Below are 25,112 nucleotides of genomic sequence, written 5' to 3'. Positions count from 1 at the left end.
GGCGCCGGTGCGGGCCGACCGGGGGCCGGCCGCGGGCCGGCGCTCAGGCGCCGGCGGCGCCCCTGGGGGCCGCCGGGCCCGCGCTCTGGGGGGCCGGCTCCGGGCCGTGGGAGTCCGGGGCGCTGATGAGGAAGAGCATCGAGCGGGCCTCGACCGTGACGGCCTCCCCGGCCCCGAGGACCGGGTCGGAGTCGCCGTCGACCTCGGGCGCGGTGTCCAGGGCGACCTCCCAGGCGGGGGCGTAGCCCCGGGTGGGCAGGGTGAAGTCGATGTCCTCCGCGGAGGCGTTGATGAGCACCAGGAAGGAGCTGTCCACGATCCGCTGGCCGCGGGCGTCGGGCTCGGCGATGGCCTCGCCGTTGAGGAAGACCATCATGGAGCGGGCGTACCAGGTGCCCCAGTCCTGCTCGGTCATGGACTGGCCCGAGGGGGTGAGCCACTCGATCTCCCCCAGCTCGCTCTCGCCCCCGTGGCCGGCGTCCCCGGAGAAGAAGCGGCGGCGGCGCAGCACCGGGTGGTCCCGGCGCATCCACACCATGGTGCGGGTGAAGTCCAGGAGCTCCTGCTGCTGCTCGTCCAGGTCCCAGTGCACCCAGGACAGCTCGTTGTCCTGGCAGTAGACGTTGTTGTTGCCCTCCTGGGTGCGCCCCATCTCATCACCGTGGCACAGCATGGGCACGCCCTGGCTGAACAGGATGGTGGCCAGGAAGTTGCGGATCTGGCGCATGCGCAGGGTGATGATGGCCGGGTCGTCCGTGGGGCCCTCCACCCCGCAGTTCCAGGAGCGGTTGTTGGAGTCGCCGTCGACCCCGCCCTCCTTGTTGGCCTCATTGTGCTTGGTGTTGTAGGACACCAGGTCCCGCATGGTGAAGCCGTCATGGGCGGTGACGAAGTTGACCGAGGCCACCGGGGTGCGCCCCGAGTGCTGGTAGAGGTCGGAGGAGCCGGTGATGCGGGAGGCGAACTCGCCCAGGGTCGAGGGCTCGCCGCGCCAGAAGTCGCGCACCGTGTCGCGGTACTTGCCGTTCCACTCGCTCCACAGCGAGGGGAAGCCGCCCACGTTGTAGCCGCCGTGGCCCACGTCCCAGGGCTCGGCGATGAGCTTGACCTGGGAGAGCACCGGATCCTGGTGGATGATGTCGAAGAAGGCGCTGAGCTTGTCCACCTCGTGGAACTGGCGGGCCAGGGTGGAGGCCAGGTCGAAGCGGAAGCCGTCCACATGCATCTCGGTGACCCAGTAGCGCAGCGAGTCCATGATCATCTGCAGCACGGCGGGGGAGCGCATGAGCAGGGAGTTGCCGGTGCCGGTGGTGTCGAAGTAGTGGGCCTGGTCGCCGTCGACCAGCCGGTAGTAGGAGGCGTTGTCGATGCCCCGGAAGGACAGGGTCGGCCCCATGTGGTTGCCCTCGGCCGTGTGGTTGTAGACCACGTCCAGGATGACCTCGATGCCGGCCTCGTGGAGGGCCTTGACCATCGACTTGAACTCCTGGACCTGCTGGCCCTCGGTGCCGTAGGCCGCGTAGGCGTTGTGCGGGGCGAAGAACCCGATGGTGTTGTAGCCCCAGTAGTTCGACAGCCCCTTCTCCTGGAGGTGGGAGTCGTTGACGAACTGGTGGACGGGCATGAGCTCGATGGCGGTGATGCCCAGGGTCTTGAGGTGATCGATGACCGCGGGCTGGGCCAGCCCGGCGTAGGTGCCGCGCAGGTGCTCGGGGATGCCGGGGTGGAGCCGGGTCAGCCCCTTGACGTGGGCCTCGTAGATGATCGTCTCGTGGTACTCGTGGCCCGGCGGGCGGTCGTGCCCCCAGTCGAAGAAGGGGTTGATGACCACCGAGCGCATGGTGTGCCCCGCGGAGTCCTCCTCGTTGCGCTCCTGCGGGTTGAGGAACTGGTAGGAGTAGAGGCTCTGGGAGGGCGACACCTCTCCCGACATCGCCTTGGCATAGGGGTCCAGGAGCAGCTTGGAGGGGTCGCAGCGGTGACCGCTGGCCGGGTCGTAGGGGCCGTGGACCCGGTAGCCGTACCTCTGCCCCGGGCTGATCCCGGGCAGGTAGGCGTGCCAGACGTCGCTGTCGACCTCGTTGAGCGGGGTCCTGTGCTCGGCGCCCTCCTCGTCGAAGAGGCACAGCTCCACTCCGGTGGCCGCGGCGGAGAACAGGGCGAAGTTGGTGCCTGCCCCGTCGTAGGTCGCGCCCAGGGGGTAGGGCTGGCCCGGCCAGATCTGCGGAGTCTGAAGTGTCGCCATGGCACAACCTTGCCACGTCCCGCTGCCCGGGGCAGCGCGGCGGGCGCGCACGGGGCGGGCAATCTGTTCGCCCTGAGCCCCTCCTGGGCCCCTGCTGAGCCCTTGGCGGCCCCCCGCCCGAGCCGTGCCGCTCCTGCTGGCTCCCGCCGGGCGCTTGAGCGGTCCGGCGCCGTCGCACGAGGGGCCCATGGGGCAGTGATCCACGTCATGAGGGTGTCGGGGGTGTCGGCTTTGCCCGCGCGCGGCCCCGTCTGCTAGTTTTCTTCCGGCACCTGATGAGGGTGCCACGCGGATGTGGCTCAGTTGGTAGAGCATCACCTTGCCAAGGTGAGGGTCGCGGGTTCGAGTCCCGTCATCCGCTCGGGCGATTGGCGCAGCGGGAGCGCGCTTCCCTGACACGGAAGAGGTCACTGGTTCGATCCCAGTATCGCCCACCAGGCCCCGCGCCGGGGGTGCCGTCGGATCGGGATGAGGCCCGGGACTCAGGTCCTGGGCCTTCTGCGTGCCGGCTCGCGCATTCCGGGTGCGCCTGGGGCCCGGTCCGGGCCGGGGCCGTGCCGGTCCGTGGGCGCCCGGTCGGGTCGCCTCCCCGGAGGCGCTGAGGGCCCGCCGGCCTGCGGCAGGAGGAGTGCGCTGTGTCCTAGTTCCCCCTGGCGGAGGAGAGGCGGACAGGTCCCCGTGCCCTAGGGTTGTGCGCAGCGCGCCCGCGCCGCGGGCGTGCCGATCACGCGCACCGGCGCACGACGGGTGCCGCAGACCGGCAGGATGGAGAACACACAGGAATGGCAGCACGCTTCACCCACCTGCTCCCGGTGGTGCTCGGGGGGGACATCGGCGCCTACGCCCTGGCGCGCCAGCTCCACCAGGCCACCGGCGCACGGGTCCGCCTGGTGGCCTCCGAGCCGATCGTGGCCATCTCCCGCTCCAGCTACATCGACGTCGTCACCCTGCCCCAGGGCGCCGGCGACGACGAGGCCATCGCCCTGCTGCGCAGCCTCGTGGAGGGCCGGGGCGAGCGCAGCGCCGTGCTCATGGCCAACACCGATGCCGCGGCGGCCCTCATCGCCTCGCGCCGCGCCGAGCTCGAGCCGGCCTACGTCCTGCCCTTCCCCGACATCGAGGTCCTGGAGCGCGTCAGCGACAAGGCCTCCTTCTCCCGCCTGTGCGCCCAGGTCGAGGTCGACACCCCCCGCGAGGTCGTCGTCGACCTGGCCGATCCGCAGTGCCGGCCCCCCGTGGAGGCCGCCGAGCACGGGCTGCCCTTCCCTCTGGTGGCCAAGGCGGCCATCGGATCGGACTACGACCAGGTCTCCTTCCCCGGCAAGCGCAAGATCTGGTTCATCGACGACGCCGAGGAGCTCGCCGGCATGTGGCGGGCCCTGCAGCAGGCCGGGTACCGCTCGCCCTTCCTGCTCCAGGAGCACATCCCCGGGGACGACACGGCCATGCGCTCGGTGACCGTCTACATGGACTCCACCGGGGCCATGAGGCTGGTGGCCTCCGCCCGGGTCCTCCTGCAGGACCACGCGCCCTCGCTCATCGGCAACCCGGTGGCCATGATCACCGAGGCCTTCCCCGGCCTGTGGCGGGCCACCGAGCGGCTGCTGGTCCACGCCGGCTACCGGGGCTTCGCCAACCTGGACATCAAGGTCGACCCCCGCGACGGCCGCGAGGTGTTCTTCGAGGTCAACCCGCGCATCGGACGCAACTCCTTCTACCTGACGGCCGCGGGGGCCAATCCCATGACGATCATGCTCGAGGACCTGGTGGAGGACCGCCGCGGCCCGCGCACCGAGGTCACCCGCCAGGTGCTCTACTCCCTGGTGCCCCTGCGCCTGCTGCGCCGGTACCTCAGGGATCCCGGCCTGCGCCACCGCGCCCGGGCCCTGGCGCCCAGCGCCGCCGACCCGCTGCGCGATCCCGCTGAGCGCTCCCTGCGGCGCCGTGCCACCATCGAGCTCCAGAGGCTCAACCAGTACCGCAAGTTCGCCCGGTTCTACCCGGCGCCCTCCTCCCACTCCTCCGCCCCCACTCACTGACAGGTCCCGAGATGCCGCACCACACGCCCGCTCCCACCACTCCGTCAGCCGAGACCGCCGCACCGGTGAGCCCGGACGCGCGCAAGGCCGGCGGGCCGGCCCTCAAGGCCCCGGCCCGTGCCATCAGCTCGCCGGGCTTCAGCGAGACCCTGCGCCCCACCGACGCCCGCGGCATGCGCCTGGCCGTGGGCAACACCCCCGCCGCGGTGGAGCAGACCGACTGCTGGGAGCGCTTCGAGGAGGCCATGGGCCGCCCCCTGTGGGGCCGCTACCTCTACGAGGATGCCGGCAAGCCCGTGGCCGCCATCGCCCTGTACCGCTACGAGCTGGCGGGGCAGGCCTTCCTGTGGGCCAAGCACGGGCCGGTCTGGCTCAAGGAGCAGTCCCCCCAGCGCGAGGCCCACCTGCGCGAGCTGCTGCGCACCGAGGTCAGGCGCCGCGACCGCTCGATCCGCTTCATCCGCATGCACGCCCGCTACGGCGCCAAGGACCTGCACGAGTTGCTCTCGACCATCACCTACGACCGCACCTTCGTCATCGACCTGACCCCTAAGAAGCCCGAGGCCATGGCCGCCGCCATGCCCAAGGACGGGCGCCGCGCCGTCAAGCGCGCCGAGAGGGTGGCCCGGGAGGCCGGCTGCACCATCAGCGACGAGACCGGGCTGAGCCGCCAGGACTTCGAGGAGGTCTACCAGGTCCTGCGCGAGACCGCCGAGCGCGACGGCTTCACCCCGCACGACTCCGGGGTCTACTGGACGATGCTGACCACCCTGGGCGCCGAGCACGCCCGGCTCTTCGTCCTGCGCAAGGACGGACGGCCCCACGCCTGGGACCTCATCCTGACCTCCGGCAAGGACGCGGTGGCCTACTACGGGGCCTCCTCCAACGAGTCGCGCACCTTCCGCGGCGCCGAGGCCCTGGACTGGTGGGCCGCCTGCACCCTGGCCCAGGAGGGCTACCGCGGCCTGGACCTCATGGGGGCCGGATCGACCCGCGTGCCCTCCCTGTACACCGTGGGCCAGTACAAGAAGCGCTACGCCCAGCACGTCACTGAGGTCGACGGCGCCTGGGACGTGCCCGTCTCAGCGGCGGTCTACCGCCTCATGACCAGGGCCAAGCGCCTGCGCGACGCCCTGCGCTCGCGCCGCCGGGAGGCCGTCGACTGAGCCGGGCCCCGCAGGGGGCCCGGGCCGGCCGAGGCCAGTAGACTCACCATCACCGGGTGCACCAGTGCAGCGCCCGGACAGCACGACCGCCCAAGGAGACCATGTCCATGTCATCGCAGCCCACCTCCCGGATCACCGTTGACGGCGTCGAGCGGCGCATCGGGGCGGGCACCACGGGCACCGAGCTGTTCGAGTCCTCGCTCAAGGACGGCGTGGTGGCCATGCGCGTCAACGGCGAGCCCTGGGACCTGGAGCGCCCGATCCCCGAGGGCGCCGTCGTCGAGCCCATCACCCTGGACTCCGAGGACGGGCTGGCCATCCTGCGCCACAGCGCCACCCATGTCATGGCCCAGGCCGTCCAGGAGATCTTCCCCGAGGTCGACCTGGGCATCGGCCCCTTCATCACCGACGGCTTCTACTACGACTTCGGGGGCATCGACGCCGTCACCCCCGAGCTCATGCGCGAGATCGAGAAGCGCATGAAGCGCATCGTCAAGGAGGGGCAGGCCTTCCGCCGCCGCGAGATCAGCGAGGCCGAGGGCGCCGCGGAACTGGCCGACCAGCCCTACAAGCTCGAGCTCATCACCACCAAGGGCGCCGGCGCTGAGGGCGCCTCGGTGGAGGTCGGGGCCGGGGGCCTGACCATGTACGACAACGTCCGGCGCGACGGCACCGTGGCCTGGACCGACCTGTGCCGCGGCCCCCACCTGCCCTCCACCCGCCACATCGGGCAGGGCTTCGCCCTGACCAAGTCCTCCTCGGCCTACTGGAAGGGCGACCAGTCCGGGGACTCCCTCCAGCGCATCTACGGCACCGCCTGGGCCTCCAAGGATGACCTCAAGGCCTACCAGGCCCGCATGGCCGAGGCCGCCCGGCGCGACCACCGCAGGCTGGGGGCCGAGCTCGACCTGTTCTCCTTCCCCGAGGAGCTGGGCGCGGGACTGCCGGTCTTCCACCCCAAGGGCGGGGTCCTCAAGCGGGTGATGGAGGACTACGTGCGCGCGGCCCATATCGAGTCCGGCTTCCAGTACGTGGGCACCCCCCACATCTCCAAGGAGGAGCTCTTCCACATCTCCGGGCACCTGCCGTACTACGCCGACGGCATGTTCCCGCCCATGGACGATGAGGGCCAGGCCTACTACCTCAAGGCCATGAACTGCCCCATGCACAACCTCATCTTCAGCAGCCGCGGGCGCTCCTACCGCGAGCTGCCCCTGCGCTTCTTCGAGTTCGGCACCGTCTACCGCAACGAGAAGTCCGGGGTGCTCCAGGGGCTGACCCGGGTGCGCTCCATCACCCAGGACGACTCCCACTCCTACTGCATGCCCGAGCAGGCGCCCGATGAGGTGCGCCACCTGCTGCGCTTCGTGCTGACCCTCCTGGCCGACTTCGGCATGGACGACTTCTACCTGGAGGTCTCCACCCGTGATGAGGAGGGGGCCAAGCGCGAGAAGTTCATCGGCTCGGACCAGCAGTGGGCCGAGGCCACCGCCATCCTGGAGCGGATCGCGGCCGAGTGCGCCGCGGAGAACGGGCTGACCGTGGTGCCCGATCCCGGTGGCGCGGCCTTCTACGGGCCCAAGATCTCCGTGCAGGCCAAGGACGCCATCGGCCGCACCTGGCAGATGTCCACCATCCAGTACGACTTCAACCAGCCTCACCGCTTCGGCCTGGAGTACACCGCCCCCGACGGCTCCCACCGCGAGCCGGTGATGATCCACTCCGCCAAGTTCGGCGCCCTGGAGCGCTTCATCGGGGTGCTCACCGAGCACTACGCCGGGGCCTTCCCCGCCTGGCTGGCCCCCGAGCAGGTCCGGCTCATCCCCGTGGCGCAGGCCTTCGACGACTACGTCGACGGCATCGCCGCGAGGCTGCGCGCCCAGGGCGTGCGCGTGGAGGTCGACCACTCCGACGACCGCTTCGGCAAGAAGATCCGCAACGCCGCCAAGGACAAGATCCCCTTCACCCTCATCGCCGGCGGGCAGGACGCCGAGGCCGGCGCCGTGTCCTTCCGCCTGCGCGGCGGCGAGCAGGTCAACGGCGTGCCCGTGGACCGGGCCATCGCCCACATCACCACCGTCATCTCCGAGCGCATCAACGACCCGGAGGGGGAGAGGCTCAGCCGTGACTGAGGAGCAGGCCACGAGCGGGGCGGCAGGCGCGGTGGAGCAGCCCGGCGCCCTGGCGCAGGAGCCGCCCTACCACGAGGGCGCGCCCCCGTCCTTCCAGCGCCTGTGGACCCCCCACCGCATGGTCTACATCGGCGGCCAGGACAAGCCCGCCGATGACTCCGCCTCCCAGTGCCCCTTCTGCCGACTGCCGGGGCTCGACGATGAGGAGGCCCTCGTGGTCCACCGGGGCCGGGCCTGCTACGTGCTCATGAACCTCTACCCCTACAACACCGGGCATCTCCTGGTGTGCCCCTACCGGCACGTCTCGGACTGGACCCGGGCCACGGCCCAGGAGCGCACCGAGATCGGGGAGCTGACCGCCCGGGCCATGGAGGTGGTGCGCCACGTGGCCCGCCCCCACGGCTTCAACCTGGGGATGAACCAGGGGGAGGTCGGCGGCGCCGGCATCGCCGCCCACCTCCACCAGCACATCGTCCCCAGATGGATGGGGGATGCTAACTTCATGCCCATCATCGGCCGGACCAAGCCCGTGCCCCAGCTCCTGGGCGAGCAGCGCGACATGCTGGCCGCCGCCTGGGACGCGGCCCCCACCGGCGGCCGGGACGAGGCCTGAGCCGCCCGGCCCTGCGGCCATCGACGCCATCGACCACGAGGACAAGATGCTCGGCACCCACGGACGAGGCCTGACCACCACCGCTCTGACCCCCCTGGCCCTGGCGCTGGCCAGAACCGGCGTGACCCCCAACGCCCTGACGGTGTGCGGCACCGTCCTGAGCGCGGGGGTGGCGGTGGCCTTCCTGCCCCGCGGCAGCTTCGTGGCCGGCCCCCTCCTGCTGGCCGTGGTACTGGCCGCCGACTCCTTCGACGGCGTCCTGGCGCGCGCCACCGGCACCTCCTCGCAGTTCGGGGCCTTCCTGGACTCCACCATGGACCGCCTGGCCGACGGCGCCGTCTTCGCCTCCCTGGCCGCCTGGGCCGCCCTGCGCCTGGAGCCCGGCGCTCTGCGCACCACGACCGTGGCGGTCTCCCTGGCCGTCATCGTGCTCGCCGCCGCGGTCCCCTACGCCCGGGCCCGTGCGGAGGCCGTGGGCGCCACCGCCTCGATGGGAATCGCCGAGCGCACCGATCGGCTCCTGGTGGCCATGGGGGCCTGCCTGGCCGTCGGGCTGGGGGCGCCCCCGTGGGTGCTGACCCTGGGCCTGGGGTGGGTCGCCCTGGCCTCACTCATCACCGTCATCCAGCGCGTGAGCGCCGTGGCCCGGCAGCTGGCCCGCAGCCAGGGGGAGGAGCAGCCGTGAGCCCCATCCCCGTCGAGGCGCTCTACCGCCTGGCCTGGCGCGGCGTCAGGCACCTGCCCTCCTCAGCGGGCTACGCCCTCTTCCACGCCGGGGCCGACCTGGCCTGGGCGCTGCACCGGCTGCGGCCCGAGTCCGGGAGGGCCGGGGGAGTGGGCCAGCTTGAGCGCAACCTGGCCCGCCTCCTGCCCGGGGGCGCCTCCCAGCGCGCCCTGCGCCGACTGGGCCGGGCGGGCATGCGCTCCTACATGCGCTACTTCTACGAGGCCTTCGCCCTGCCCGGCATCAGCCAGGAGCAGATCCGCGCGCGGGTCCGCGCCGACCTCGACCCCCGGGTCCGCCAGGACCTCCAGCGCAGCAGCATCGTGCTGGCCCTGCCCCATATGGGCAACTGGGACCTGGTGGGCGCCTGGGCCTGCCGGGAGCTCGCCCCGGTGCTGACCGTGGCCGAGCGCCTCGAGCCCCCCGACCTGTTCGAGCAGTTCACCGCCTTCCGCCAGGGCCTGGGCATGAGGGTCCTGGGCCAGGCCCGCGGGGAGCGGGTCTTCGAGCGACTCGTGGAGGCCGCCGGGGAGGGCCGCTACGCCATCGCCCTGCTGGCCGACCGCGACCTGTCCTCCAGCGGGGTGCGCACGGGGATCGGCGGGCACCCCGCCTATGTGGCCGCCGGGCCCGCCGCGATCGCCCAGCGCCTCGCCCTGCCCCTGTACGCCGCCGCCATCCACTACGAGCGCCTCACCGGCGAGCGCCGGCGCCGGGCCGGGGGCGCCTGGGGCTTGGTGCTCACGGTGCGCCGGGTCCCGGTCCCCTGGACCCCCGGCGGCTCCCCCCGGGCGCCCGGGTCAGCGGGGACGGGGGGCGATGGCGGGCACGAGCGGATCGCCCGGGCCACCCGGGCCTGGGTGCGGGCCCTGGAGCCGCTCCTGATCGAGCACGCCGTGGACTGGCACATGCTCCAGCCGGTCTTCGAGGCCGATCTGGACCCCGAGCGCCTGGCCCGCGGGCGCGCCCGCGACGCCGGGAGGGCGGCGGTATGAGGATCGGCATCGTCTGCCCCTACTCCTTCGACGCCCACGGCGGCGTCCAGGTCCACGTCATGGACCTGGCCGCAGAGCTGCGCAGGCGCGGGCACGAGGTCCGGGTCCTGGCCCCCGCGGGCCAGGGCACCGAGCTGCCCGAATGGGTCACCAGCGCCGGGGACTCCATCGCCATCCCCTACAACGGATCCATCGCCCGCCTCAACTTCGGGGCGGTCGTGGCGCGGCGCGCCAGGCGGTGGCTGGAGGAGGGCGACTTCGACCTGCTCCACATCCATGAGCCCATCACCCCCAGCGTCGGCATCCTGGCCCTCCAGGCCGCCAGCGGCCCCATCGTGGGCACCTTCCACGCCGCCATGGACCGGTCCCTGGCCAGGGAGCTGCTCTCCCCGGCCGCGGTGCCGCTCATGGAGAAGCTCTCCGGGCGCATCGCCGTCTCGGAGGAGGCCAGGCGCACCCTCATCCAGTACCACGGCGGCGACGCCGTGGTCATCCCCAACGGCGTGAGCACCGGGCCCTTCCTGGCGGCGCCCAAGGACGACCCGCGCTTCCGGGGCGCCTCCGGCGCCCCCACGATCTCCTTCCTGGGGCGCCTGGATGAGCCCCGCAAGGGGCTCCAGGTGCTGGCCGCGGCGATCCCCGCGGTGCTGGAGGCGCTGCCGGGCGCCCGCTTCCTCATCGCCGGGCGCGGCCAGGCCCAGGACACCCGCGCCGCCCTGGCCCACCTGGGCGATTCCGTGGTCTTCCTCGGAGGCGTCAGCGATGAGGACAAGGCCGCCATGCTCGCCTCGGCCACCTGCTACGTGGCCCCCCAGACGGGCGGGGAGTCCTTCGGCATCGTCCTGGTCGAGGCCATGGCCGCCGGCACCCGCGTCATCGCCTCCGACATCACGGCCTTCTCCGACGTCCTGGGGCAGGGGGCCTACGGAGCCCTGTTCCGCAACGGGGACAGCGCCGACCTGGCCCGCGTCATCATCGAGACCCTCACCGACCACGAGGCGGCCCGGGCCCGCTGCCGGGCCGCCTCGGCGAGGGTGGGCCGCTACGACTGGTCGGCGGTGACCGATGAGATCCTCGACGTCTACGACATGGCGCTCTCGGCGAGCCACACCCGCGTGACCCTGGCCCCGGGGAGCAGGACCATGGTGGCCCGCCTGCGCGACGCCTGGGAGGACTGAGCATGCCCGAGGCCATGGGCGCCTGGAGCGGCGCCGTCGTGCTCCTCATCGCCCTGCTGGTGTGCGGCTGGGCCCTCTACGCCCGGGCCGTGCGCGTGGATCGCCTCCACCGCCAGGTCCTGGGCGCCCGTGCGACCCTGGAGGCCCAGCTCCTGCACCGGGCCCAGGCCGCCGCCGACCTGGCCGACGGCGGCGCCCTGGATCCGGCCTCGGCCCTCCTGCTGCGCCGGGCCGCCCGTGACGCCCTGGAGGCCGAGGGCCCCATCGTCTCCGACGGGCTGGACCCGGACCCCCGGCTCGACGCGCCCCGACCCGGGACGCGCGAGCGCAGCGTGGTCGAGTCCGACCTCAGCCGGGTGCTGCGCACCGTGCTGGATGAGCCCACCCGTGCGGCCCTGGCCGGCCCCGGGGCCGCCTCGGCACTGGCGCGCCTGGATCGGGCCAGCTACCGCCTGGTGCTGGCCCGGCGCTTCCACAACACGCATGTCGCCCAGGCCCGCGCCCTGCGCGCCAAGGCGACCGTCAGGCTGCTCCACCTGGCCGGGCACGCCCCCATGCCGGCGACCTTCGACGCCGACGACGAGACCCGCCCCCTTCCCGAGTCCCCCGAGTCCCCGAGGCTCCCGGAGGAAGGGCCGCAAGGAGGTCCGCAGCGATGAGCACACCCACTCCCGGCCAGGGCCCCTGGGCGCCGCGCCCCGGCTATCAGCGGGCCCGGCTGCCCCAGCTGTCGACCGCGGCCGCGGGGGCCCCGCGCGGCGGGGGCGCCACGCCCCAGGGCCCGGGCTCCCACCCCCCGATGGGCCCTGCCGGCCCCCCGCCGTGGAGCGCATCGGGCACCCGGGGCCCGGGGGGATGGCGCCGGGTCGTCGGCACGGTCCTGGCCGTGCTGGGCGCCCTGGGCCTGGTGGCCGTCCTGGTGGTGGTCTCGGCCTCGGCCACGGACATGTCCCAGGTGGCCCTGGCCACCCTGCTGGCCCTCATCCCCCTGGGCATCGTGCTCCTGGTCGTGTTCTGGATCGACCGCTGGGAGCGGGAGCCCTGGAGCATGATGCTCCTGGCCTTCCTGTGGGGGGCGGGCTTCTCCACCGTCATCTCCCTGGTGGTCAACACCACCACCACCGTCCTGGTGGCCGAGTCCAGCTACGACCTGGAGGGGGCGATGCTCGTCTCCGCGGTGGTCTCGGCGCCCATCATCGAGGAGCTGACCAAGGGCCTGGGCGTCCTGGTGGTCTTCCTCATCTGGCGGCGCACCTTCAACGGCGCGGTCGACGGCATCGTCTACGCCGCAGTGGTGGCCGGAGGATTCGCCTTCGCGGAGAACATCCTGTACTTCGTGAGGTACTACGAGCTGATCGTGGAGGTCTTCATCCTGCGGGGCGTCTTCTCCCCCTTCACCCATGTGATCTTCACCGCCTTCACCGGGGCGGCGATCGGGATGTCCGCCCGGCGCCGCTCCCGGGCGGCCTGGCTGTGGTGCGCCCCCATCGGCCTGGGGTGCGCCATCATCCTGCACGCCTTCTGGAACGGCGTCATCGCCGCCTCCCCCCAGTACTACTTCTTAGTGGGCATCCCCTTCTTCATCGCCTGCGTCGGCATGATCATCTGGCTGCGCTGGGCCGAGCGGATGAACATGCGCAGGCGCCTGGCCGACTACTCCCGCGCCGGCTGGTTCTCCCCCGGGGAGGTGGCCATGCTCACCACGGGATCGGGCCGCTCCCAGGGGCGGCGCTGGGCCGCCGCCCGCGGACCGGTGGCGGCCAGGGCCATGGCCGACTTCCAGAAGGGCGCCGCCGAGCTCGCCCAGCTGCGCCAGCAGGCGGTGGACGGGCATGCCGGAGGCGACTTCGCCGCGGAGGAGCGCCGGGCCCTGGAGCGCATCACCCAGTCCCGCCGGGTCTTCCTGGGGCAGGCCTGAGCACCGCGGCGTGTAGCATCGTCGCGGCCCGCCGGGCCCCAGGGCCGTGCCCTGCAGGAACCCATCGTGAGGACCATGATGAGCACGACGAACGCGACCACCGGGACCCCCACCATCAAGCGCGGCATGGCCGACATGCTCAAGGGCGGCGTCATCATGGACGTGGTCACCCCCGAGCAGGCCCGCATCGCCCAGGAGGCGGGAGCCGTGGCCGTCATGGCCCTGGAGCGCGTCCCCGCCGACATCCGCGCCCAGGGCGGGGTGGCCCGCATGAGCGACCCCGACCTCATCAGCGGCATCATCGAGGCCGTCTCCATCCCGGTGATGGCCAAGGCCCGCATCGGCCACTTCGTCGAGGCCCAGGTGCTCCAGAGCCTCGGCGTGGACTACATCGACGAGTCCGAGGTCCTCACCCCGGCCGACTACACCCACCACATCGACAAGCAGGCCTTCACCGTGCCCTTCGTGTGCGGGGCCACCGACCTGGGCGAGGCCCTGCGCCGCATCACCGAGGGCGCGGCGATGATCCGCTCCAAGGGCGAGGCCGGCACCGGGGACGTGTCCAACGCCGTCACCCACATGCGCACCATCCGCGATGAGATCCGCCGGCTGGCCTCCCTGCCCGCTGACGAGCTCTACGTGGCCGCCAAGGAGCTGGACGCCCCCTACCCCCTGGTGGCCGAGGTGGCCGCCACCGGGCACCTGCCCGTCGTGCTCTTCACCGCCGGGGGCATCGCCACCCCCGCCGACGCCGCCATGATGATGCAGATGGGCGCCGAGGGCGTCTTCGTCGGCTCGGGCATCTTCAAGTCCGGGGACCCGGCCAGGCGCGCCGCCGCCATCGTGCGAGCCACCGCCCAGTTCGACGACCCCGCGGTCATCGCGGAGGTCTCGCGCGGCCTGGGCGAGGCCATGGTGGGCATCAATGTCGAGGACGTCCCGGCGCCCCACCGCCTGGCCGAGCGCGGCTGGTGAGCCGCCCGCGCGCCGCCCGGCAGGCCCTGCCCCAGGGGCCGGGCCACCAGCGCCACCCCGCCGTCCCCGAGGACTGGGCCGAGCTGCTCGACCCCGAGGAGTGGCGCCTGGGCCCCGACGGCCTGCCCTTCCGCCGAGCCGCGCGAGTGCTGGCCCTCACCGCCCAGGGCCAGGTGCTCCTCCTGGAGGGGCACGACGTCGCCGAGCCCGAGCACCGCTGGATCTTCACCCCCGGTGGTGGGCTGCACCCCGGGGAGGATGCCGCCGCCGGGGCGGTGCGCGAGCTGGCCGAGGAGACCGGGCTGCGGGTCGGGCCCGGTGAGCTGGAGGGGCCCATCGCCCAGCGCGACGCCGTCCTCCGCTTCGCCCGGGTGGTGTGCCGCCAGCACGAGAGCCTCTTCCTGCTGCGCCTGCCGGCGGCCACGGCCCTGGACGCGGCGGGGTGGACCGCGCTGGAGCGCGACGCCGTGGACTCCATGGGCTGGTGGAGCGCGCAGGACCTGGAGCGGGCCGGGCAGGAGGGCCGGGAGATCTACCCCGTGGCCCTGCCCGGGCTGGTGGCCGAGCTGGCTGGCGCCGGCTGGGACGGCAGGGTCCGGGACCTCACCGATCCCGCCGATGCCCGGGCCCTGACCCCGCTCGACGATCCGCGGGTCCCGGCATCCCGGTGGCCGGTGCCCGAGCAGGCCTCGACGCTGAGCGGGCGCACCCCGCGGGCGCTCTTCCCGGCCCCCTCGGCGATCGACCAGCGCCCCACCATCGGGGTCCTGGCCCTCCAGGGGGATGTGCGCGAGCACAGCCTGGCCCTGGCGGCCGCCGGGGCCCGCGCGGTGGCCGTGCGCAGCGCCCGGGATCTGAGATCCCGGCCGGGGGAGCGCCTGGACGGGCTCATCATCCCCGGAGGGGAGTCGACGACGATGAGCACCCTGCTGGCCTCCTTCGGGATGCTCCAGCCGCTGCGCGGGCTCATCGCCGCGGGACTGCCCGCCTACGGCTCCTGCGCCGGCATGATCCTGCTGGCCGACCGGGTCGAGGGCGCCGAGGAGGGGCAGTCCTTCCTCGGCGGCATCCGCATGACGGTGCGGCGCAACGCCTTCGGGCGCCAGGTGGACTCCTATGAGGAGGACCTGGTGGCACCGGCCCTGGGGGCCGATGAGGACCACCCCCTGCGGGCGGTGTTCATCCGGGCCCCCTGGGTGGAGGAGGCCGGCCCCGGCGTCGAGATCCTCGCCACGACCCGCGCGGGGCGGGCGGGCACGGAGGGTCCAGGAACAGGCGGTAGGATCGTGGCGGTTCGTCAGGGCCCCCTGCTCGCCACCGCCTTCCACCCGGAGGTCGGCGGGGACCATCGGGTCCACGACATCTTCGTCGGGATGGTCGCCGCGGCGCGCCGCCGATGAGCGCCCCGCCGCGGCGGGCCAGATGACCAGCACTCATCGCACCTACGCAAGGAGAGCACATGTCGGGTCACTCCAAGTGGGCCACCACCAAGCACAAGAAGGCTGCCATCGACGCCAAGCGTGGCAAGCTCTTCGCCCGCCTCATCAAGAACATCGAGGTGGCCGCCCGCACCGGCGGCGGGGACCCCACCGGCAACCCGACCCTCTTCGACGCCATCCAGAAGGCCAAGAAGAACTCCGTGCCGGCCGACAACATCACCCGCGCCGTCAAGCGCGGCAGCGGTGAGGAGGCGGGCGGCGCCGACTGGCAGACCATCATGTACGAGGGCTACGGGCCCGGGGGCGTGGCCTTCCTCGTGGAGTGCCTCACCGACAACCGCAACCGCGCCGCCTCCGATGTGCGCGTGGCCTTCTCCCGCAACGGCGGCAACCTGGCCGACCCCGGGAGCGTGGCCTACAACTTCTCGCGCAAGGGCGTGGTGGAGGTGGCCAAGGCCGAGGGCGTCGATGAGGACTCCATCCTCATGGCCGTCCTGGACGCCGGCGCCGAGGAGGTCGAGGACATGGGCGAGGCCTTCGAGATCTACTCCGAGCCGGGCGACATCGTGGCCGTGCGCACCGCCCTGACCGAGGCCGGGATGGACTACAACTCCGCCGAGGTCCAGTTCGTGGCCGCCACCAGGGTGGAGGTCGACGCCGAGGGGGCCCGCAAGGTCCTCCGCCTCATCGATGCCCTGGAGGACTCCGACGACGTCCAGAACGTCTTCACCTCCATGGACATCTCCCCCCAGGTCGCCGCCGAGCTCGACGCCCACGAGGACTGATCCCCCCGTGCCCGCCACCGGCCCCACGCGCTCCAGGCACGCACTCATCGCCCAGCAGCGGGTGCTCGGGATCGACCCGGGACTGACCCGCTGCGGACTGGGCTGCGTGGACATCGACGCCCGCCGCCAGGTGCGGCTGGTCGAGGTCGGCGTGGTGCGCACGCCGCCCTCCCAGAGCCCCGAGCTGCGGCTGCTGACCATCGCCGAGGCCATCGAGGACTGGATCGCCAGGCTCGGGCCCACCGTGGTGTCCATCGAGCGGGTCTTCGCCCAGGACAACCTGCGCTCGGTCATCTCGGTGGCCCAGGTCATCGGGGTGGCCATGACCGCCGGCGCCCGCGCCGGCCTGGAGGTGGCCCAGCACACGCCCAGTGAGGCCAAGGCCGCCGTCACCGGCTCCGGCATCGCCGACAAGGCCCAGGTCCAGGCCATGGTCACCCGCATCCTCGGCCTGGAGGCCCCGCCCCGGCCCGCGGACGCGGCCGATGCCCTGGCCCAGGCCATCTGCCACGGCTGGAGGGGCGGGGGCACGGGAGCCGATGACGTCGCCGAGATGGTCTCCGCCGGCGGAGCGGTGCGGGCCTCGGCCCGCACTCCGGCCCAGCGCCAGTGGGCCGCGGCCCAGGCGGCCGCACGGCGCACCGGCGCGGTCGACCCCCGCCGTGCGCGGCGCTGAGCCCACCGCCTGCTAGGCTCCGAACAACCGTTCGAATCCGTCCCAGCCAGGAGATGCCACCCGCATGATCGCCTCACTGCGCGGCACCGTTGTGGACATCAGCCTCACCAGCGCCGTCATCGAGACCGGCGGGGTGGGGATCAGCGTCCAGGCCACCCCCACCACCCTGTCCCGCCTGCGCGTGGGCCAGGAGGCCCTCCTCCACACCGAGCTCGTCGTCAGGGAGGACTCCCTGACCCTCTTCGGCTTCGCCGAGGCCGAGGAGCGGGACAGCTTCACCATCCTCATGAGTGCCAAGGGCGTGGGCGCCAAGCTCGCCCTGGCCATGCTGGCCGTCCACACCCCCGAGGCCCTGCGCCGTGCGGTGGCCCAGGAGGACGTGGCCGCGCTCAAGCGCGTGCCGGGACTGGGGCCCAAGGGCGCCCAGCGGATCATCATCGACCTGGCCGGCAGGCTCGGGCCGGCCCACGGCCCCGGGGCCGACCCGGGCGCGGCGCCCGGGCCCCGGGCGCAGGAGCCCGCCCCGGGCGGGCCCCACCCCGACGTCGTGGCGGCCCTGACCCAGCTGGGCTGGAACGAGGCCAGCGCCCGCCAGGCGGTCACGGCCGTGGCGGCCGATGGCGCGGTGGACGAGGCGGCTGACACGGCGGCGCTGCTGCGCGCCTCGCTGCGGTGGCTGGGGAGCGGTCGCCGTGGATGACCAGCGCGTCGTCGGCGCTGGGGCGATGGAGGGCGAGAGCGCCGCGGAGGCGGCCCTGCGGCCCAAGCGCCTGGAGGACTTCACCGGCCAGGAGGTCGTGCGCGGCCAGCTCTCCGTGGTCCTGCGCTCGGCCCTGGCCCGCGGCGTCAGCGCCGACCACGTCCTGCTCTCGGGCCCGCCCGGGCTGGGCAAGACCACACTGGCGATGATCATCGCCGCCGAGCTCGACGGCTCCCTGCGCCTGACCTCCGGCCCCGCCATCCAGCACGCCGGCGACCTGGCGGCGATCCTGTCCTCCCTGGAGCAGGGCGATGTGCTCTTCATCGATGAGATCCACCGCCTGGCCCGCACCGCCGAGGAGATGCTCTACCTGGCCATGGAGGACTACCGGGTCGACATCGTGGTGGGCAAGGGCCCGGGGGCCACCTCCATCCCGCTGTCACTGCCGCCCTTCACTGTGGTGGGCGCCACCACCCGCGCCGGGCTGCTGCCCGCACCCCTGCGCGACCGCTTCGGCTTCACCGGGCACCTCGACTTCTACGGCCCCGCCGATCTCACCCGCATCCTCAGGCGCAGCGCGGGCCTGCTGGGCGTGGTGCTCGACGAGGAGGCGGCCGCAGAACTGGCCGGCCGCTCGCGCGGCACGCCCCGCATCGCCAACCGCCTCCTGCGCCGCGTCCAGGACTGGGCCGAGGTCCACGGCAGCCCCGGGCGCCTGGACCTGGGGGCAGCCCGTGCCGCCCTGGAGGTCTTCGAGGTCGACGCCCTGGGCCTGGACCGGCTCGACAGGCAGGTCCTGCTCGCCCTGTGCACGCGCTTCGGCGGTGGCCCGGTGGGGCTGACGACGCTGGCGGTGAGCGTGGGGGAGGAGCCCGAGACCGTCGAGACCGTCGCCGAGCCCTTCCTGGTGCGCGAGGGCCTGGTGGTGCGCACCCCGCGCGGGCGCTCGGCCACCGCGTCGGCCTACGAGCACCTGGGGCTGCCCGCGCCCCCGGAGGGCACGCTCTTCTCCTGAGGGCGGCCGGACCGGCGGCTGCTTCGAGACCCTCTTGTGCCCGACTCCTCGCAGGGGGCTGGACCCCGCCCCGCAACCGTGCCCTAGACTCGCCACCGTCGGCCCGTGCCGGCGACCGCCACCGATCTGGAACGGAGACGACCCCATGGAACTGCCCATCTTGCTGATTGTCGTGCTCGGAGGGATGTGGATGATGTCCTCCTTCGCCCGCAAGCAGCAGAGGCGGATGGCGCAGGAGCAGGCCCGCCGCACGGAGGAGGCGCTGGTCCCCGGCACCTGGGTGCGCACCACCTCCGGCTTCTACGGCACCGTTGTGGAGATCGACGGCGATGCGGTGACCCTGGCCACGCCCCTGGGCGATGAGACCCTCTGGGACAAGCGCGCCATCGCCGGGGCCGAGGAGCCCCCCTTCGCCTCGGCATCGCAGGACCAGCCCGGTGCTGCGGATGAGGCGGGGGCCGAGGAGCAGGTGGAGGCGGACCGGCCGCAGGCCGATGACGAGGATGCGGCTGAGGAGACCGCTGACAAGGCCTGAGAGCCTACCCGCTCCGGGCCGCCGGGGCGAAGCCCAACGTCCCGAGCCCTCTGATCCAGAGCGCTCGCACCACCTCAGGAAGGGACCACGTGTCCAGCACAAGAAAGCGCATGCGTCCGGGGCGTCGTCTCGTGATGCTCCTGCTCACCATGGCCATCGGCCTGGGGGTCCTGGTGGCGGGCACCGTCACCCACCGCACCTCGATGGTCCCCGGCCTGGCCCTCGACCTGGAGGGCGGCACGCAGATCATCCTGACGCCCACCACCACCGACGGCTCGGCCATCACCGATGAGGACATGGACCAGGCCATCGATGTCATCCGCCAGCGCGTGGACGCCTCCGGCGTCGCCGAGGCCCAGATCTCCCGGCAGGGCGGCCAGAACATCGTCGTGTCCCTGCCCGGCAGGCCCAGTGAGGCCACCCTGGAGCTCATCCGCACCTCGGCGGTCATGTACTTCCGCCCCGTGCTGCGCATCGTCGACCCGGCCAGCGCCCTCCAGCAGCCCCAGGCCGCCCCCCAGGGCGACCCGCAGATCGACCCGGGCCAGGGCTCCGCTCCCGAGGAGCCGGAGGAGTCCGCGGCCCCCGCCGATCCGGAGCTGTCCGACCCCGGCAGCGGGGCCAGCGCCGACCCGGCCGTCCTCCAGCCCGAGGACGCCCGGCGCGCCGTGAACGTGGCCACCGCCGATCCCCAGGAGCCGGACGAGGGGCAGGCCGAGGAGCCCGAGGCCGACCCCGAGCAGCCGGCCGCCACCCCGGAGGAGGGCGGGAGCACCGTCCCGGCAGAGCCCACCGCCCCCGGGCAGGAGGCGCCGACCGGTGCCGCCAGGGAGCAGATCGCGACCCAGGCGGCCGACGTCAACGGCGATGGGACCATCTCCTCCGAGCCGCTGCCGGCCACCTCCCAGGACAACTCCTCCGACCAGTGGCTGACCGAGCAGCTCATCTACGACGCCTACATGACCGATTGCACCGACCCGGCCAACCTCACCGGGCAGTCCCAGGACCCCTCGGCGGCCGTCATCTCCTGCCCCCGTGAGGGTGGGCCCGGCGCCTACATCCTGGGCCCGGCCGACATCTCGGGAACCGAGCTGTCCAACGCGGTCTCCGGCCTGGAGACCACCGCGCAGGGCGGGACCACCAACCGCTGGGTGGTCAACCTGGAGTTCGACTCCGCGGGCGCCAAGAAGTTCGCCGACCTCTCCGGCCGGCTCATCGCCTTCCGCGACCAGTCCACCGCCCAGGCCCTGAGCGGGTCCCCGGGCGATGCGGCGGCCAAGGCCCAGTTCGCCATCGTCCTGGACGGCCTGACCATCATGGCCTCGGGCTTCAACCCCGAGGTGACCTCGGCCATCACCGACGGCCGGGTCCAGATCAACGGCCAGTTCGACCAGGCCAGCGCCAACACGCTGGCCAACCAGCTGTCCTTCGGCTCCCTGCCGCTGAACTTCACGGTCCAGTCCGAGCAGCAGATCTCGGCGACCCTGGGAACCGAGCAGCTGCGCAACGGCCTCATCGCGGGGCTCATCGGCTTCATCCTCATCATCGTCTACCTCCTCTGGCAGTACCGGGGCCTGGCGGTGGTGGCCGTGACCTCGCTCATCGTGGCCGCCGCCCTGACCTACCTGACCATCGCCCTGCTGAGCTGGGCCATGGGCTACCGGCTGTCCCTGGCGGGTGTGGCCGGGCTCATCGTGGCCATCGGCATCACCGTGGACTCCTTCATCATCTACTTCGAGAGGATCCGCGACGAGGTCCGCCACGGCCGCAGCCTGCGCGCCGCCATCGACGAGGGCTGGACGCACGCCCGGCGCACCATCATCGTCTCCGACATCGTCAACATCGTGGCGGCCGTCGTCCTGTACTTCCTGGCGGTCGGGGGGGTGCAGGGCTTCGCCTTCACCCTGGGGGTGACCACCGTGGTGGACCTGGCCGTCGTCGTGCTCTTCACCCACCCCTTCATGGAGTGGCTCCAGCGGTTCCGCTTCTACTCCGAGGGCCACCGCCTCTCGGGCATGGACCCCGAGCGCCTGGGCGCCACCGGCTCGACCTACGGCAGGGCCCGCGAGGCCCTGGCCGAGGGCCTGACCAGCTCCCTGGCGCGGCGCAAGGCGGCCGAGCGCCGGGCCGCCCGCGACGGCGGGGACCTCGCCTCATCGACCCCCAGCGGAAAGGACGGTGAGGCAGGATGACGTCCCTGGCCTCCATCGGCAACGACCTCTACTCCGGGCGGACCTCCCTGCCCTTCATCGGCAGGCGGAGGCTGTGGTACTCCATCGCCCTGCTCATCGTCGCGTCCTGCGCACTGCTCCTGGGCACGGTGGGCCTCAACCCGGGCATCGACTTCAAGGGGGGCTCCGAGGTCTCCGTGACCGGCCTGAGCGCGCCGTCGGTGGGCCCCGCCAACAAGGTGCTGGAGGCCTCGGACCTGGACACCGGAGCCTCGGTGACCACCATGGGCGCCTCCGGGGTGCGGGTGCAGACCAGGGCCCTGGACAAGCCCCGGCTCGACGCCCTGTCAGCCGATCTGGCCGAGGCCTACTCCGTCCAGCCCGACAGCATCACCGCCACGACTGTGGGACCCACCTGGTCGGCCGACGTCACCGCCAAGGCGGTGCGGGGCCTGGTGATCTTCCTGGCGCTCGTGGGCGTGCTCATCTGGGCCTACTTCCGCACCTGGAAGATGGCCGCGGCCGCCCTGCTGGCCCTGTGCCACGACATCGTCATCACGGTGGGCATCTACGCCCTGTCAGGCTTCGAGGTCACCCCGGCCACGATCATCGGCGTGCTCACCATCCTGGGGTACTCCTTGTACGACACCGTCGTGGTCTTCGACAAGGTCAGGGAGAACACCGAGGGCTTCGAGACCCAGACGCGCTCGACCTACGCCGAGCTGGCCAACCTGGCCGTCAACCAGACCCTCGTCCGCTCCATCAACACTTCCGTGATCGGCGTGCTGCCGGTGGCCTCGCTGCTGGTGGTCGGCGCCCTCCTGCTGGGCGCCGGGACCCTGCGCGATATCGCCCTGACCATGTTCATCGGCATGATCGCGGGAACCCTGTCCTCCGTGCTGCTGGCCACCCCGCTGCTGGTGGACCTGCGCTCGCGCGAGAAGGCGATCACCGAGCAGGCCGCCCGTGTGGAGCGGGCGCGCCGCCAGCGTGTGGAGGAGGCCGGCGACGACGAGGAGGCCCTGGAGGCCCTGGCCGCCGCGCCCGCGGCCTCGCCCCTGGTACCAGGACACCACCTGGGCGTGACCGCCCAGCCCAAGAGGAAGAGGAAGCGCTCATGACATCGGCGACCACGGCAGGCCACAGCGAGACGATCTGCGAGGACCTCACCCGCCTGGTCCTGGACAACCTCAGGGAGATCCCGGACTTCCCCGAGCCCGGGGTGCTCTTCCGCGACATCACCCCGCTACTGGCCAACGGGCCCGCCTTCGTCGAGCTCGTCGACGGCCTGGCCGACCACTACCGCGGGCGCATCGACGCCGTCGCGGGCCTGGAGTCGCGCGGCTTCATCCTGGCCGCGCCCCTGGCCGTCCGCCTGGGCATCGGCATGCTCACCGTGCGCAAGAGCGGCAAGCTGCCGGGCCCGGTCATCGGCGTGGACTACGACCTGGAGTACGGCAGCGCCCGCATGGAGCTGCGCCCCGAGACCGTCCGGCCCGGCTCGCGGGTCCTGGTCATCGACGACGTCCTGGCCACGGGCGGCACTGCCGCGGCCTCCATCAGCCTCATCGAGGCCGCCGGTGCCCGGGTCGAGGCGATCTGCATGCTCCTGGAGCTGCGCGACCTGGGAGGGCGCACCAGGCTGGGGGGCCGCGAGGTCGACTCGGTGGTCATCTTCTAAGCGGGGGGTCGGCAGAGTCGGTTGTGTCTTGCTTCAGTGTTCGTGTCCGGTTTTGGGTCTGGGATCAAGCAACATCGGTACGGTCTTGATGAGGCCTTCAGGAGGGGGCACGATGAGCAACAACGGGAGCTCGGTACCTAGGAAGCGGCGGCCGAAGAAGGTGCTGTCGCCATCAGCGAAGTACGAGATCTGGCTACGGCTGGTCCGCGGTGAGGTCACGATCTCACAGGCCGCGAGCCAGGCCGAGGTGGACCGGTCTACGATCATCCGCCTGCGACAGGTCGCCAAGGACGGGGCGTTGACGGCCTTGGCGGCCTCTAAGCCCGGGGCTCGGGGCAAGTCGGCCAGGGACGCGGAACTGGAGCAGGCTCACGCCGAGATCGAACGTCTGAGCGAAGCGGTTAAGGAATTAGCGGTCAAGCTGACGGTGCTGGAGAAAAAAGGGGCTCTTCGTGTTTGAGGGTGTGGTAGGTGGGGCTTATTGCTGGGTTTGGGTGGTTGTTTTGAGTTGGTCCTTGAGGCGTCCGGTGTGGATGAGGCTGCGGGTGGTGTAGTGGGTCAGGTTCCGAAATCCCAGGGCGATGCCGCGTAGGTGCTCGAGCCTGCCGTTGATGGCCTCGGTGGGGCCGTTGGTGGTGCGGGGGGTGGTCGAAGTAGGCCAGGGGTGTCGGCGCTTCGGCGGGTCAGGGTCTTGGCCAGTGCCTTGACCTCCTCCAGGCCGTCGGGGATGGCCTGTCGTAAGGCGTCGAGAGCCCGTTGCATCAGGAACCGGCCCAGGCCGCGGTCATCGGCCCTGTAGGCCTGGATCAGGCGCTGGTAGAGGCTCCAGGCGGCCTTGAGCGGGGCGTGGTGCTCATCGGCGAACAGGGCCTGGAGGCGCTGCGCCTGGGCATCGGTGAGCAGGTCGGTCCCGGTGCGCAGGGTGCGCCTGGCCCGGTAGAGCGGGTCGCTCTTGCGGCCCCGGCCCCCGGTGATCTGGCGCTGGATGCGCTGTCGGCACTCATCGACCTTGCCCGCAGCCAGTGCCACCACGTGGAAGGGGTCCATCACCGCCCCGGCACCGGGCAGCTCCTCAGCGGCGGCGGTCTTGAACCCGGTGAAGGCGTCCATGGCCACCACCTCGATGCCCTGGCGCCATGCTTGATCGCGCTGGGCCAGCCAGTCCTTGAAGGCCTTCTTGGACCGGCCCGGGACCAGGTCCAGCAGGCGGGCCGGACCATGGCGGTCGCGCACGGGGGTCAGGTCAATGATCACGGTCACGTAGCGCTCGCCCCGCCTGGTGGTGCGGCGCCAGAGGTGCTCGTCAACCCCGATCACCTCTACCCCCTCCAAGCGGTGGGGATCACCGGTGAGCATCTGCTCGGCGCGGGTAAGGATCGCGGTGTTGGCGGTGTGCCAGGCCACCCCCAGGGCCTGGGCGACCCGGGAGACAGACATGCTCCAGGCCCAGGGCCCCCAGCCCCCAGTCCACGGCCTGGTGGGTCAAACGCGCCCGCGGCCCGGCCACAGCGCTGGTGTCCTGCCTCCATGCCCGACGGCAGTGGGGACAGGCAAAGCGCCGCACACGCACCCACAACTCGGTAGGACGCCATCCCACCGGCAGATGCGCCACACGCCGCACCACGGTGCCCCGCGCCGCCCCCTGGGCCCCACACGCCCGGCAGAACGGGTCCTGCCCGCTGATGGGCATGCGGCACTCAACCACCGCACGATCGGCCTGCAGGCACTGACCCACCGCTACCAGCCCCAAGCCATCCAGGCCCAGGAAAGTCGTCAGATCAGCAGCAGTCAAGGTAGTCTCAGGCATGTCGAGGTCCTCACAGATGGGTTGGTTAAGCAGCTCCCATCATCAGGGGACCTCGACCCCTACCCCCGCAACGACGCACCCACACCACCACCCACCATCACACCCACAACTAACACCTACCACACCCCCAAACACGAAGAGCCGCCATTCGATCAATGCCTCTAGCTCCTTGCGGCGCTGGGCGGATTTCGGGCTCTTCGCATTTGAGGGTGTGGTAGGCAAGATTTATTGGTGTGTTTGGGGTGGGGCTGGGTGGGTGCGTCGTTGCTTGGGTGGGGGTCGAGGTCCCCCGATGATGGGAGCTGCTACACACGCCAC

Annotated in this window: 21 protein-coding genes, 2 tRNA genes and 2 pseudogenes; 23 read left to right on the top strand and 2 right to left on the bottom strand. The window is 72.3% G+C overall.

From position 1 onward, the window contains the following. Positions 1 to 43: 43 nt before the first annotated feature. Positions 44 to 2,245, bottom strand: coding sequence for a glycogen debranching protein GlgX (gene glgX / locus J5X07_RS10030; RefSeq protein WP_208479706.1), 2,202 nt, complete (start codon positions 2,243 to 2,245; stop codon positions 44 to 46). A 288-nt stretch (positions 2,246 to 2,533) separates the two neighbouring features. Here glgX and J5X07_RS10025 point away from each other — a divergent pair. The 23 genes and pseudogenes from J5X07_RS10025 to J5X07_RS09915 all read left to right on the top strand — a co-directional run bounded on the left by J5X07_RS10025 (position 2,534) and on the right by J5X07_RS09915 (position 23,447). After that, positions 2,534 to 2,606: transfer RNA gene (locus J5X07_RS10025), tRNA-Gly, on the top strand. 1 nt (position 2,607) lies between these two features. Continuing rightward, a tRNA-Val gene (locus J5X07_RS10020) sits at positions 2,608 to 2,682 on the top strand. A 345-nt stretch (positions 2,683 to 3,027) separates the two neighbouring features. Next, positions 3,028 to 4,284 (top strand): carboxylate--amine ligase, encoded by a 1,257-nt coding sequence (locus J5X07_RS10015; protein ID WP_124934624.1) that lies wholly within the window; start codon positions 3,028 to 3,030, stop codon positions 4,282 to 4,284. A gap of 11 nt (positions 4,285 to 4,295) precedes the next feature. Next, on the top strand, positions 4,296 to 5,450 hold the full coding sequence (locus J5X07_RS10010) for a lipid II:glycine glycyltransferase FemX (protein ID WP_424924124.1): 1,155 nt from the start codon (positions 4,296 to 4,298) through the stop codon (positions 5,448 to 5,450). Between the two features lie 107 nt (positions 5,451 to 5,557). After that, positions 5,558 to 7,582 carry a threonine--tRNA ligase gene (gene thrS, locus J5X07_RS10005; protein ID WP_124934623.1) on the top strand — a complete coding sequence of 675 codons (2,025 nt, stop codon included), beginning with the start codon at positions 5,558 to 5,560 and terminating at the stop codon, positions 7,580 to 7,582. Positions 7,583 to 7,613: 31 nt separating this feature from the next. Next, positions 7,614 to 8,195, top strand: coding sequence for an HIT family protein (locus tag J5X07_RS10000; RefSeq protein ID WP_341769452.1), 582 nt, complete (start codon positions 7,614 to 7,616; stop codon positions 8,193 to 8,195). A gap of 46 nt (positions 8,196 to 8,241) precedes the next feature. Further along, the gene (gene pgsA / locus J5X07_RS09995; protein ID WP_208479704.1) at positions 8,242 to 8,880 is read left to right on the top strand and encodes a phosphatidylinositol phosphate synthase; all 639 of its coding nucleotides are present in this window, start codon (positions 8,242 to 8,244) and stop codon (positions 8,878 to 8,880) included. Continuing rightward, the gene (locus tag J5X07_RS09990) at positions 8,877 to 9,914 is read left to right on the top strand and encodes a phosphatidylinositol mannoside acyltransferase (RefSeq protein WP_124934621.1); all 1,038 of its coding nucleotides are present in this window, start codon (positions 8,877 to 8,879) and stop codon (positions 9,912 to 9,914) included. Before pgsA ends, J5X07_RS09990 begins: the two co-directional genes overlap by 4 nt. Beyond that, the gene (locus J5X07_RS09985) at positions 9,911 to 11,092 is read left to right on the top strand and encodes a glycosyltransferase family 4 protein (protein ID WP_208479703.1); all 1,182 of its coding nucleotides are present in this window, start codon (positions 9,911 to 9,913) and stop codon (positions 11,090 to 11,092) included. Before J5X07_RS09990 ends, J5X07_RS09985 begins: the two co-directional genes overlap by 4 nt. Positions 11,093 to 11,094: 2 nt before the next feature. Further along, a complete protein-coding gene (locus J5X07_RS09980) occupies positions 11,095 to 11,751 on the top strand; it encodes a hypothetical protein (protein WP_208479702.1) in 657 nt (218 codons plus the stop codon). Continuing rightward, positions 11,748 to 13,010 carry a PrsW family intramembrane metalloprotease gene (locus J5X07_RS09975; RefSeq protein ID WP_208479701.1) on the top strand — a complete coding sequence of 421 codons (1,263 nt, stop codon included), beginning with the start codon at positions 11,748 to 11,750 and terminating at the stop codon, positions 13,008 to 13,010. The genes J5X07_RS09980 and J5X07_RS09975 overlap by 4 nt, the downstream gene beginning before the upstream one ends. A 78-nt stretch (positions 13,011 to 13,088) precedes the next feature. Then, complete coding sequence (gene pdxS, locus J5X07_RS09970; RefSeq protein ID WP_208479700.1) at positions 13,089 to 13,985, top strand: pyridoxal 5'-phosphate synthase lyase subunit PdxS; 897 nt, start codon at positions 13,089 to 13,091, stop codon at positions 13,983 to 13,985. Beyond that, a pseudogene (locus tag J5X07_RS09965) lies at positions 13,982 to 14,509 on the top strand (NUDIX hydrolase); the annotation flags it as partial. The gene pdxS and the pseudogene J5X07_RS09965, both read left to right, overlap by 4 nt. Positions 14,510 to 14,680: 171 nt before the next feature. Next, the gene (gene pdxT, locus J5X07_RS09960; protein WP_208479717.1) at positions 14,681 to 15,385 is read left to right on the top strand and encodes a pyridoxal 5'-phosphate synthase glutaminase subunit PdxT; all 705 of its coding nucleotides are present in this window, start codon (positions 14,681 to 14,683) and stop codon (positions 15,383 to 15,385) included. A 59-nt stretch (positions 15,386 to 15,444) separates the two neighbouring features. Next, positions 15,445 to 16,209, top strand: a complete 765-nt coding sequence (locus tag J5X07_RS09955) for a YebC/PmpR family DNA-binding transcriptional regulator (protein ID WP_208479699.1) — start codon at positions 15,445 to 15,447, stop codon at positions 16,207 to 16,209. Positions 16,210 to 16,270: 61 nt separating this feature from the next. Further along, positions 16,271 to 16,885 carry a crossover junction endodeoxyribonuclease RuvC gene (gene ruvC / locus J5X07_RS09950; RefSeq protein ID WP_124934643.1) on the top strand — a complete coding sequence of 205 codons (615 nt, stop codon included), beginning with the start codon at positions 16,271 to 16,273 and terminating at the stop codon, positions 16,883 to 16,885. Between the two features lie 64 nt (positions 16,886 to 16,949). Next, positions 16,950 to 17,585 carry a Holliday junction branch migration protein RuvA gene (gene ruvA / locus J5X07_RS09945; protein ID WP_208479698.1) on the top strand — a complete coding sequence of 212 codons (636 nt, stop codon included), beginning with the start codon at positions 16,950 to 16,952 and terminating at the stop codon, positions 17,583 to 17,585. A gap of 25 nt (positions 17,586 to 17,610) precedes the next feature. Next, entirely contained in the window at positions 17,611 to 18,600 is a 990-nt protein-coding gene (gene ruvB / locus J5X07_RS09940; RefSeq protein ID WP_124934642.1) for a Holliday junction branch migration DNA helicase RuvB, read from the top strand. Between the two features lie 145 nt (positions 18,601 to 18,745). Further along, complete coding sequence (locus J5X07_RS09935; RefSeq protein WP_124934615.1) at positions 18,746 to 19,135, top strand: preprotein translocase subunit YajC; 390 nt, start codon at positions 18,746 to 18,748, stop codon at positions 19,133 to 19,135. A 134-nt stretch (positions 19,136 to 19,269) separates the two neighbouring features. Next, the gene (gene secD, locus J5X07_RS09930) at positions 19,270 to 21,327 is read left to right on the top strand and encodes a protein translocase subunit SecD (RefSeq protein WP_124934641.1); all 2,058 of its coding nucleotides are present in this window, start codon (positions 19,270 to 19,272) and stop codon (positions 21,325 to 21,327) included. Further along, entirely contained in the window at positions 21,324 to 22,427 is a 1,104-nt protein-coding gene (gene secF / locus J5X07_RS09925) for a protein translocase subunit SecF (protein WP_124934614.1), read from the top strand. Before secD ends, secF begins: the two co-directional genes overlap by 4 nt. After that, the gene (locus J5X07_RS09920; protein ID WP_124934613.1) at positions 22,424 to 22,987 is read left to right on the top strand and encodes an adenine phosphoribosyltransferase; all 564 of its coding nucleotides are present in this window, start codon (positions 22,424 to 22,426) and stop codon (positions 22,985 to 22,987) included. The genes secF and J5X07_RS09920 overlap by 4 nt, the downstream gene beginning before the upstream one ends. Positions 22,988 to 23,099: 112 nt before the next feature. Further along, entirely contained in the window at positions 23,100 to 23,447 is a 348-nt protein-coding gene (locus tag J5X07_RS09915; protein WP_124934612.1) for a hypothetical protein, read from the top strand. A gap of 18 nt (positions 23,448 to 23,465) precedes the next feature. On the opposite strand, the pseudogene J5X07_RS09910 reads toward J5X07_RS09915, so the two are convergent. Next, positions 23,466 to 24,794 (bottom strand): annotated as a pseudogene (locus tag J5X07_RS09910) (ISL3 family transposase). Between the last annotated feature and the right edge of the window lie 318 nt (positions 24,795 to 25,112).

Source organism: Actinomyces bowdenii (genome assembly GCF_017592395.1).
Taxonomy (GTDB): domain Bacteria; phylum Actinomycetota; class Actinomycetes; order Actinomycetales; family Actinomycetaceae; genus Actinomyces; species Actinomyces bowdenii.
Note: the sequence above shows the minus strand (reverse complement) of the source record. Positions and strands in the feature narration are given on the sequence as shown.